8 protein-coding genes and 2 tRNA genes are annotated in these 10,571 nt (G+C 39.1%); 7 read left to right on the forward strand and 3 right to left on the reverse strand.

Features of this window, described 5'->3' with window-relative positions; translation table 11 throughout:
- A partial coding sequence (locus ACT29I_RS25245) for a hypothetical protein (RefSeq protein WP_444794803.1) occupies positions 1 to 2,057 on the reverse strand: 2,057 nt, incomplete at its 3' end.
- Positions 2,058 to 2,520: 463 nt separating this feature from the next.
- A complete protein-coding gene (locus ACT29I_RS25250) occupies positions 2,521 to 3,942 on the reverse strand; it encodes an ATP-dependent DNA helicase (protein ID WP_430937188.1) in 1,422 nt (473 codons plus the stop codon).
- Between the two features lie 88 nt (positions 3,943 to 4,030).
- On the opposite strand from ACT29I_RS25250, the gene ACT29I_RS25255 reads away from it, so the two are divergent.
- Genes ACT29I_RS25255 through ACT29I_RS25265 form a run of 3 tightly spaced genes read left to right on the forward strand, consistent with a single transcriptional unit; the run spans position 4,031 to position 6,061 of the window.
- Entirely contained in the window at positions 4,031 to 4,660 is a 630-nt protein-coding gene (locus tag ACT29I_RS25255) for a hypothetical protein (protein ID WP_430937190.1), read from the forward strand.
- 13 nt (positions 4,661 to 4,673) lie between these two features.
- The gene (locus ACT29I_RS25260; RefSeq protein ID WP_430937192.1) at positions 4,674 to 5,534 is read left to right on the forward strand and encodes a DUF3822 family protein; all 861 of its coding nucleotides are present in this window, start codon (positions 4,674 to 4,676) and stop codon (positions 5,532 to 5,534) included.
- Entirely contained in the window at positions 5,525 to 6,061 is a 537-nt protein-coding gene (locus ACT29I_RS25265; protein ID WP_430937194.1) for an RsmD family RNA methyltransferase, read from the forward strand. Before ACT29I_RS25260 ends, ACT29I_RS25265 begins: the two co-directional genes overlap by 10 nt.
- A 51-nt stretch (positions 6,062 to 6,112) precedes the next feature.
- Here ACT29I_RS25265 and xerD read toward each other — a convergent pair whose 3' ends face one another.
- Positions 6,113 to 7,012: a site-specific tyrosine recombinase XerD gene (xerD, locus tag ACT29I_RS25270; RefSeq protein ID WP_444794804.1), complete on the reverse strand. Its 900-nt coding sequence runs from the start codon at positions 7,010 to 7,012 to the stop codon at positions 6,113 to 6,115.
- Positions 7,013 to 7,759: 747 nt separating this feature from the next.
- On the opposite strand from xerD, the gene aroQ reads away from it, so the two are divergent.
- The 4 genes from aroQ to ACT29I_RS25290 all read left to right on the forward strand — a co-directional run bounded on the left by aroQ (position 7,760) and on the right by ACT29I_RS25290 (position 10,569).
- Positions 7,760 to 8,179: a type II 3-dehydroquinate dehydratase gene (aroQ, locus tag ACT29I_RS25275; RefSeq protein ID WP_430937198.1), complete on the forward strand. Its 420-nt coding sequence runs from the start codon at positions 7,760 to 7,762 to the stop codon at positions 8,177 to 8,179.
- A 56-nt stretch (positions 8,180 to 8,235) separates the two neighbouring features.
- A complete protein-coding gene (gene pyk / locus ACT29I_RS25280; protein ID WP_430937200.1) occupies positions 8,236 to 9,675 on the forward strand; it encodes a pyruvate kinase in 1,440 nt (479 codons plus the stop codon).
- A 665-nt stretch (positions 9,676 to 10,340) separates the two neighbouring features.
- Positions 10,341 to 10,414 (forward strand) — tRNA-Asp (locus ACT29I_RS25285).
- Positions 10,415 to 10,495: 81 nt separating this feature from the next.
- Positions 10,496 to 10,569 (forward strand) — tRNA-Asp (locus ACT29I_RS25290).
- Positions 10,570 to 10,571: the final 2 nt, after the last annotated feature.

Raw genomic sequence — 10,571 nt, forward strand, 5'->3', positions numbered from 1 at the left:
ACGGCAGGACTGCAGCCGGAGTTCCCGTCGGCCGTTAACGTTAAGGTTACGATATTACCTGCGTCCGATGCATCGGGGGTATAGGTCGGTGTCAGTGTGGCAACATCTGCCAGGCTTCCACTGCCGTCATGGCTCCAGCTATAGGTTCCGTTGCCATAGCTCACGTCTGCATCATCCACCGTATATGTTCCACCCTCGCAAATTGCGGCATTACTTCCGGCATCGGCAACCACCTGGTTGGCCACCGTGATATTCATTTGATCGGCCGACTGGGCACAGTCCGCATTCCCGTCGGCCGTTAGCATTAAGGTTACAATATTACCTGCGTCCGATGCATCGGGCGTATAGGTCGGTGTCAGTGTGGCAACATCTGCCAGGCTTCCGCTGCCGTTGTGGCTCCAGCTATAGGTTCCGTTGCCATAGCTCACGTCTGCATCATCCACCGTATATGTTCCACCCTCGCAAATTGCGGCATTACTTCCGGCATCGGCAACTACCTGGTTGGTTACGGTGATATTCATTTGATCGGCCGACTGGGCACAGTCCGCATTCCCCTCGGCCGTTAGCGTTAAGGTTACAATATTTCCCGCATCTAAGGCATCGGGCGTATACGTGGGTGTCAGTGTGGTTTCGTTGGCCAGGCTTCCGTTGCCGTCGTGGCTCCAGCTATAGGTTCCGTTGCCATAGCTCACGTCTGCATCATCCACCGTATATGTTCCACCCTCGCAAATTGCGGCATTACTTCCGGCATCGGCAACCACCTGGTTGGCCACCGTGATATTCATTTGATCGGCCGACTGGGCACAGTCCGCATTCCCGTCGGCCGTTAGCGTTAAGGTTACAATATTACCTGCGTCCGATGCATCGGGCGTATAGGTCGGTGTCAGTGTGGCAACATCTGCCAGACTTCCGCTGCCGTTGTGGCTCCAGCTATAGGTTCCGTTGCCATAGCTCACGTCTGCATCATCCACCGTATATGTTCCACCCTCGCAAATTGAGGCATTACTTCCGGCATCGGCAACTACCTGGTTGGTTACGGTGATATTCATTTGATCGGCTGACTGTGCACAGTCCGCATTCCCGTCGGCCGTTAACGTTAAGGTTACAATATTTCCCGCATCTAAGGCATCGGGCGTATACGTGGGTGTCAGTGTGGTTTCGTTGGCCAGGCTTCCGTTGCCGTCGTGGCTCCAGCTATAGGTTCCGTTGCCGTAATCCACATTGGCGTCATTTACCATGTATGAGCTGTTTTCGCAAACCGCGGCATTACTTCCGGCATCCGCAACGACTTGATGCTGCACTGTTAATGCAACAGTAGATGAATAAATAACGGAAGCATCATTCCCTGTTATTCTGCATTGATATAAATAACCATTGTTTGTGGAGGGAACATTCTGCAGGCTGAGTTTATGAGAATTTGCACCTGAAATATTAAGATCATTAACCAAATCAACAAAACCGCCACCATCATCCACCTCCCACTGATATGAATCAACATTGTTTGCTTCAAGTATAAAATCTACATTATGATTTTCACATATGGATTTATCTAATGGTTCTGTCGTTATAATTGGTGAAGAACCACTTGACACAGACTGGTAAAAACTGTATATAGGATCGTAGCTTAAATCAACTAAATTACCAAAAGTACATCCAGAATAAGTATAAGGAACTTCAGGTTCAGTGCAATCCAAGGCAGTATAATTAACATCATCGTCGGTAAGTTCGGCAGGTTCGATCGCTCCTCCTATAAAAATTTTTGGCGGACTGTCTGTCGCTCCAAAATTTGCATTATAGGTATCTCCTTCAACCATAACATTTCCACTAACAATGAGGTAAGCTCCCCTTTTTACGATTATTGCCTGAGATTCATCCTGTATGTACAAAGAGCCGTTAATAATTAATATAGCATCTCTATCAATGACAATACTTGTAGAAATCCCCATTCTTAAATCCCCATTAATAACAAGGGTATCCTCCACCGTTAACCCACCTGATTCATAACTTACTCCATTATTACATGTGATGAATCCATAAATAGTAATCTGGTTATTCAAATTATTGACTATTGGCGTATTCCATTCGGGACTCCAAGACGTTGATGATTCCCAATCTCCTGTATAATTATAATAGCTTGCATGAGGTTGCGAAAATAAATCATTTACAGAAGCTAATAAAACAAAAATCCAGACTATTAAAATATTAAGCTTAATGATTCTAGCGCTAAAAAATAGAGATCGTTTTAATCTATTAACCAGATTGGTTTTTATAATATTAATACTATGTTGTAATAAATGCAGGTACGTCATAAATCTTAATAATCAACTTAATCTCTAAGGCAAAACAATTTAATTGTTTGAACACCAAACATACTTCAAAATACCTTTATGAAATATGATACCTCCTATACTCAAAATAACGTTAAAGGTTTAACTTTCTTGATAAAAGTTCAACTATTCCACATGAATACATCAAAAGTCCGTATCATTTTACGAAAAAAACTGTTTATAGCAAGTTCACCTACTCAAAATATTCATCTTTAAAGTTCACCAAATAGAGCTTATCGGTGCAACGGGTAAAGGCGGTATACAGCCACCTGTAATAATCTCTGTTAATATTCTCATCGGGGACGAAGCCCGGGTCGACAAACACATTTTTCCACTGTCCTCCCTGGGCTTTGTGACAGGTCATGGCATAAGCAAATTTAACCTGCAACGCGTTATAGTACTCGTTGTTTTTTACGGCTTCATACTGTTTTCTTTTGGGACTCAGGTCACTGTAGTCTTCCATCACCTTGTAAAAAAACTGTTCTTGCTCTTTCTGTGTAAGCCCAGGGGTATCCAAATCAAGTGCATCCAACATTAATTTCACATCCACTTCCAGCTCTTTGTAATCCACCAAACGAATTACACAGTTCACAAATCTCTTGTCGTATAATTCTTCGTATCCTCTGATTCTAACTATCTCGGCGATATCCCCATTAGCAATAAAATCAACCTCCTTGTTGTTTTTTAGCCAGTGATAATTATTCTTTACCACTAAAACAATATCGCCAACAGTTAATTCCTCTTCTTTATACAGAATACTGCTTCGGATTCCCTTGTTGTATAGGTTAGCTCTCTTATTGGAACGGTTAACGATCAAGGTTTCATCCATGCCCACCTGATCATACGATTCAGAAATGGCATCAATCAGCTCTTCGCCTGTAATTTTTTTTACATCATCGAAACCCTGCAGGTTTATTTTAGGTAACTCGTCCAAAAACTCCTGCGACTCGATATCAAATCTCAAATCCGAAGAACAACTTAACACACCACTTTCTGTTGATTGCCTCACCACATCCGACAAGAAACATTCGGTAACATTCGCCGAATAGTATTCCAGGGTATCCTTGTCTAGTGCCGGGCTTTCCGAATTTCCGACAGGGGGTAACTGGGCAGCATCTCCAATAAGCACCATACGGCAGTTTCTTTCTTCGAAAACAAAATTCATTAGATCCTCCAAAAGATTCCCTGTTCCAAAACTGGAATATTCACCTGAAAAACCGGAAATCATAGAGGCCTCGTCCACAAAAAATATAGTTTCGGGTTTTAAATTTTTGTTTAAGCCAAATGCACCAAAGCCGTCGTTCGCGGATTTCTGCCTGTAAATTATTTTGTGTATGGTATGCGCAGCGCGCTTGGCATATCCGGAAAAAACTTTTGCGGCTCTTCCCGTAGGTGCCATCAATTCCATTTTAAAATTCATTTCGGACAAAGTCTCCACAAATGAACTGACCAAAGAAGTTTTACCTGTGCCCGCATATCCTTTCATTAAAAAAACCGGATGTTCCTTATCGCTCATCAAAAATTCCGCAAATTTTTCAATTGTCGATGCCTGCGATGGCGTCGGTACATGCCTAAAATTTTGTTTTATGGCTTCTTTTAGATGTTTATTTATCATTATTTCTATAAAATAAGCGAATGGAAATTTAAAATTTGATTTTTTTTTTAAATTTGTGAATTCAAACTAATACAAAAATCTGTAAATAATGAAAACAGTCATTCAAATTGTACTTGTTCTTGCTATTATCGCATTGGCATATCTATGTGTAGATAGTATCCAGAGACCTATCAGATTTATCAAGGAGCATAAATTACGTAGTGAGGCAGTAATCAATAACCTAAAAGACATTAGAACCGCTCAAGTAGCTTACAAATCCTTATACGATAAGTTTACGGGCAGCTTTGATACGTTAATCGATTTCGTCAAGCATGATTCGTTAAAGCTAGTAAAAAAAGAAGGAAGCCTATCCGACAGCCTGCTTGAAGAAGGATGGACGGAAGAAAAGGCACTTAAAGTAGGTATGATTAAGCGCGATACTATTTTGGTTAGCGTTCTTGATTCGTTGTTTGGCAAGAAATACCCTATTGATTCTTTGCGTTATGTGCCATTTACCGACAACGAGCAATTTGCAATGGGTGCCGGAATCGTTGAAACGGGTTCGGGCGTAAAAGTGCAGGTGTTCGAAGCGAAGGTTCATAACAATATTTATTTAAATGGTCTTGAGCAACAAGAAATCGATAACTTAAGCGATAAGACATTAAAGCTGGAGAGATACCCTGGATTAAAAGTTGGATCGTTAACCGAAACTAACAATAACGCCGGTAACTGGGAATAAATTTATTTCTGGTATGAACAAGGCATCAGTTATCGATACAAGTTTCGATATAAATATTACAACATCATATTTTTTATCCATCCAGCTTCATCTGGATGGATTTTCTTTTTGTGTGCTCGACCCTGTAAGTAACGAGTACATTCAGTTTGAGCACCGTCCTTTAAAATTCAACGAAGAAATAATGGACGTACTCGAAAAAGAACTAGCGCAAAGGCAACTATTGGTATATCCTTATCAAAAAGTTTTTGTGATTTATAATACTCAAAATTATTCGCTAATTCCTCAGGCACTCTACAGTTCAATTGAAGATCCCGGATATTTGGATTTTTGTTTTGCGGATGGATTTGATGGCGAAAACGAAGTTTGTTTTGCCAATAAAATTAAAATGGCAGACTCCTTCTGTTCTTTCAAAGTGCCCAAAAGGCTGACTGAAATTGTAGACACGTATTACAGTCATGTCAAGTACTTTTGCCAGGCAACGCCGTTTATTGAAACAGCTCTGTTAAGCACGTCAACTGACATTGGCCATAATCATGTGCATATTAACCTTCAACCATCTGGTTCCTACTTTGATATCATAGTTACATCCAGCAATAATCTAAAAATGCACAATACATTTAAATATCACGATCACAAGGAGTTTTTGTACTTCGCCATGTTTGTGTTTGATCAAATGAAGCTTGACACCCGCCACACCAAGGTGTTTTTGACCGGCAACATAGAGAAAAGCAATGAGATTTATTCCATGTTGAAGAAATACATAAAACAAGTTGAGATAGAAACAACAACCAACCACTTTAAATTTTCAGGCGTATTCAAAAACATACCACTGCAAAACCACCTAAATTTATTCAACACTCCCCTATGCGTATAGTAAGCGGCTCGTTAAAAGGAAGAAGATTTTCTCCCCCAAAAAATTTTAAGGCAAGGCCAACCACCGATTTTGCCAAAGAAAACCTGTTTAATGTTTTGAACAATTCGATTGATTTCGATGACCTTAAAGTATTGGATTTATTTGCCGGAACCGGGAGTATCAGTTACGAATTTGCCTCCAGGGGAAGCAATGATGTTACTTGTGTCGAAACGAATTTCAACCATTTTCGTTTTATTAAAAAAACCATTGGAGAACTTGGTCTTGAACGCAGTGTAAAGGTTATTAAAGGGGATGCGTTTAAATTTGTTGAAAAAACGCCCGAGAAATTCGACCTTGTTTTTGCAGACCCACCGTATGACCTGGTTGGCGCCGAAAAATTACCAGACTTAATTTTTAAGAACAACATCTTAAATGAAGATGGGGTATTAATTTTTGAGCATTCGGGCACCGTTTCCTTTAATACTCATCCTAAATTCATAGAGAACAGGGAGAACGGTAAGGTAATCTTCACTATTTTTAAACCATAAAAAAAGAGGAGCGGTTGCAAGGCTCCCCTTTCATTACGTTTTATAATTCATTCATGATCTGGGATGAAATTGTATCATCGTATTCTTCAGATACTCTTTATCGAGATGAGTATATATTTCGGTAGTAATAATAGACTCATGACCTAACATCTCCTGAACAGCACGTAAATTGGCGCCTCCATCAATAAGGTGGGTTGCAAACGAATGCCTGAATGTATGTGGGCTTACATTTTTCTCGAAACCTAACTTGGCTACGAGGTTTTTAATGATCGTAAAAATCATGACGCGCGATAACTTCTTACCTCGCCTGTTTAAAAACAAGATATCTTCGCTGTCAACATGAATCTTAAGGTTTCTCCTGTACTCGCTCAAATAAAGATTAATTTCCTTAATTGCTTTTGTGCTGATTGGAACCAAACGCTCCTTGTTTCCCTTTCCTTCAATTTTAATAAATCCGGATTCGAAGAAAAGGTTAGAAATTTTAAGTTCGATTAACTCTGAAACTCGCAGTCCACAACTATACAAAGTTTCCAATATCGCTTTGTTTCTTTGTCCTTCCGGCTTTTTAATGTCAATAGCATTAATAATACTATCAATTTCGTCTACAGATAAAATCTCAGGTAACTTCCTGCCAATTTTAGGAGACTCCAGCAAGGCCGTTGGGTCACGATCAATCTTCTCTTCAATTAACAAGAATTTGTAAAAAGATTTAATTCCACTGATAATCCGCGCTTGAGTTCGCGGGCTAATGCCCTTTTCTGTCACCCATTCCATCATTTCTTTCAGATTTGCCAACGTAACACCTTCAGGTCCTAATTCATAACCTTTATCCTTTAAAAACTGAACCAATTTTGTTAGGTCTGTTACATAGGCATGGATAGAATTATCCGACAATCCTTTCTCAACTTTCAGATAACCTCTGAATTCTTCAATTTCTGATTCCCAAATCATACTAATAAATTTTAATTAACGTAAATGCAATATCAAGTAAATATAAATATATAAAATTATCGAATCAAGTAAAATATCATTTTTTTTATGTAAATCCATTAAATGATAATGTTGTAAACCAATAATTAACTTAATTTATTAATTACACTATAGACCTAGCTCTATATAGCTTATTTGTTGACATTTACGATTTAAACATCTGCATTATATTGAATATTTTATTCATAAATGAGTAAGCGGCCCGGGTCAATTCATTTTATCATGCCATGAATTTTGTACAGAATATTTTAACAAAGCGATGTACTGTTTAATTTCCAAGAAATTATTAAGTAAAAAATATGGCACCGAATATATTGGCGTAAAACCAACATTATTGTATGAAAAGCCTATCCAAATTTAATCAGCCGATATGCAAGTGTCGGTTAATTATCAATAGCATCAATATGTAATGCATCCACGAAAATCGCAGAAGTTAAAAAATGTGAATGTTTGCAAACGTACCCTTATGGCCCCTTGATTCATTTACATCCTATAGATAACTGACAATATGTGACTTACACCCGCATATTTTAATTGATCCGAAAATAAAATAAACTCAAATAAGATTAGAATGATTATAAAAGCCTGTATTTTGTTCATTTAACTTTAAACTGAGTTTAATATCAAATAACTTTTCAATACATTTGTTGCCTGTTAAAAGTAATAGCAAAGAATAAGTAGTACAAACACTACAATCCAAATTAAATAATGAAACTTTTAATATTAAATGGCCCCAACCTTAACCTGCTAGGCAAAAGGGAAGTAAGCATTTATGGGAATCAAACATTTGAAAGTTATTATACTGAATTACAAAAAGAATTTAGCCATATTGAGCTACATTATTTTCAGTCGAACAGCGAGGGTTCGTTAGTAGATAAAATTCAAGAAGTAGGTTTTAGTTACGATGGAATTGTTTTAAACGCAGGTGCTTATACGCACACTTCAGTTGCGATAGCCGATGCCATCTCTGGCATATCATCCCCGGTTATTGAAGTTCACATTTCAAACATTTATAAGAGAGAATCATTTAGGCACCACTCCTATTTGTCGCCAGTTTGCGTTGGCACAATTGCTGGCTTTGGTTTGAACTCCTATAAAATGGCTATTCACGCTTTAATTAATAAATGATATAATAATAAAGATATTTTTTGCCCAGTAAAAACATAGAAATAAATATTTAGTTGATGAAAAAATTTACAAAAATTGTCGCTACCGTGTCAGACATGAAGTGTGACGAAGATTACGTAAGAAAACTGATCAAAGGTGGCGTTAACGTTGTGAGGTTGAACACCGCACATATGGATTACGAGGGTCTTTGTAAAGTAGTTAAGACAGTCCGCTCTATTTCTGATAAAGTAGCTACTTTGGTAGATACAAAAGGACCAGAGATTCGCACTACGCCAACCGAAGACGGAAACAAGATTTTGGTGGCCAAGGGTGATACATTACAGGTAAAAGGTGCCCCGGAAATGAAGTCTACTGCCGAATGTATCTGCGTGTCCTATCCAGATTTTGTTGCTGACATGTCTGTTGATGGTGATATCTTAATTGATGATGGAGAAACAGCTCTGAAAGTAATTGAGAAAAACGACGACCACCTGGTTTGCCGTGTTGAAAACGATGGTGAAATTGGCGGTAAGAAAAGTGTTAACGTTCCGGGTGTTCGTATTAACTTACCTTCGCTTACCGAAAAGGACATCAAATTTATTGGATATGCCGCGGAGCAGGAAGTTGATTTTATCGCGCACTCTTTTGTTAGAAATGCTGCCGACGTTGCTGATGTGCAGGCTGAATTGGACCGTTTGGAGTGTCCGGCCAAGATTATTGCTAAAATCGAGAACCAAGAAGGTGTTGATAACATCGACGAAATCATCGAGTCGGTATACGGTATCATGATTGCACGTGGAGATATGGGGATCGAAATTGCCCAGGAAAAAATTCCCGGAATTCAGCGTCAGTTGATTCGGAAATGTGTTGAGCGCAAGAAGCCGGTAATTGTTGCTACGCAAATGCTTCACACGATGATCAAAAACCCTCGCCCAACACGCGCTGAGGTTACCGATGTTGCTAATGCTATTTATTATCGTACGGATGCTATCATGTTAAGCGGTGAAACTGCCTATGGTGATTACGGGGTTGAAGCGGTTAAAACAATGTCGGAAATTGCGCGCGAGGTAGAGGCTGCCAAAGATAATCGTAATGATATCCCGGTTCCGAATGTCGCAAAAAGTAAAACTACTTACTTGGCTGATACTGCAGTAAAAGCTTCCGATGATCTGAACATTAAAGCTATACTTACGGACAGTTTCACCGGTAGAACGGCTCGTTATCTAGCGGCCTTCCGTGGAAAAACCCCAATTTACGGTTTATGTTACAGCAAAAGAACTGCTAGGGAACTAAACCTATCATACGGTGTTTCTCCTCGTATCATGGAACAGGGTAGATCGAAAGAAGAAATATTGATTAAAACGATTAATAAGCTTAAGAAAAAAGAAATCCTTTCCGACCAGGATCAGATTGCTTATTTAGGCAGTAGCTTTGGCATTGGCGGTGGTACATCTTTCCTTGAGATTATTACGGTGAAAGATTTACAGGATAGAACAACGGAACTAATGGAAAAGTAATTTTTCATTCATACCATATAATTTGATTAAGCTGTCCTTTCCGGACAGCTTTTTTTTGTTGTATGTTTCCTATCCATAGCTAGCAATATTGAAAATGTGGTGGATTTGCATCTTTCCATACCTCTAATGAGCGTCATGCGCTAAAAAAACGAAAACCATCCTATTCTTCAACGATTAACGAATGCAACTAGCGCACTATCCTACTTTCTGGATTCTAACATTAAACCCGCCATATGCATTAGAAATTCTATTACACATTGAAATTACTTTAAAACAAGACACTTCGTTGCATCACTTCAACTCACCAGAACGATGCTCCCAAAAGTAATCGGGAAAGTTATGCCTCGTTTTATTGTACTTGCAATGCTCATGACGAACCTCCAATACATAATCCGGGTTAAACCAAATTTCACCGTATCGAATATTCAAGTATGAATGCGATAAAAACAAGGTCTAAAATAAACCTGGATTCTGAATACTCAGTTGACTAAACTTTTTAAAAAAAAACGAACTTTCACCAATTGACTTAACATTCTGGTAAGCAAGCCGGTATTGAGATACAGTTAATTTAAGCTTAAAATATTTGCATAAAAAAACACCCCAACTATTGCATAAAGGAAAAGAAGCTCTATCTTTGCATCGCTTTCAGAAAAATGATACCATTTGGTCTGGTAGTTCAGCTGGTTAGAATGCCGGCCTGTCACGCCGGAGGTCGCGGGTTCGAGTCCCGTCCAGACCGCAAACTGTAAGCAAGAACAAAGAAAAACGTGCTTTGTTTTTAACTCGAAAAGTAAAACGTAACAACAATTGTTTTTTAACTGGTCTGGTAGTTCAGCTGGTTAGAATGCCGGCCTGTCACGCCGGAGGTCGCGGGTTCGAGTCCCGTCCAGACCGCA

It is taken from the genome of Saccharicrinis sp. GN24d3 (assembly GCF_052400645.1).
In the GTDB taxonomy this organism is placed as follows: Bacteria; Bacteroidota; Bacteroidia; order Bacteroidales; family Marinilabiliaceae; genus Saccharicrinis.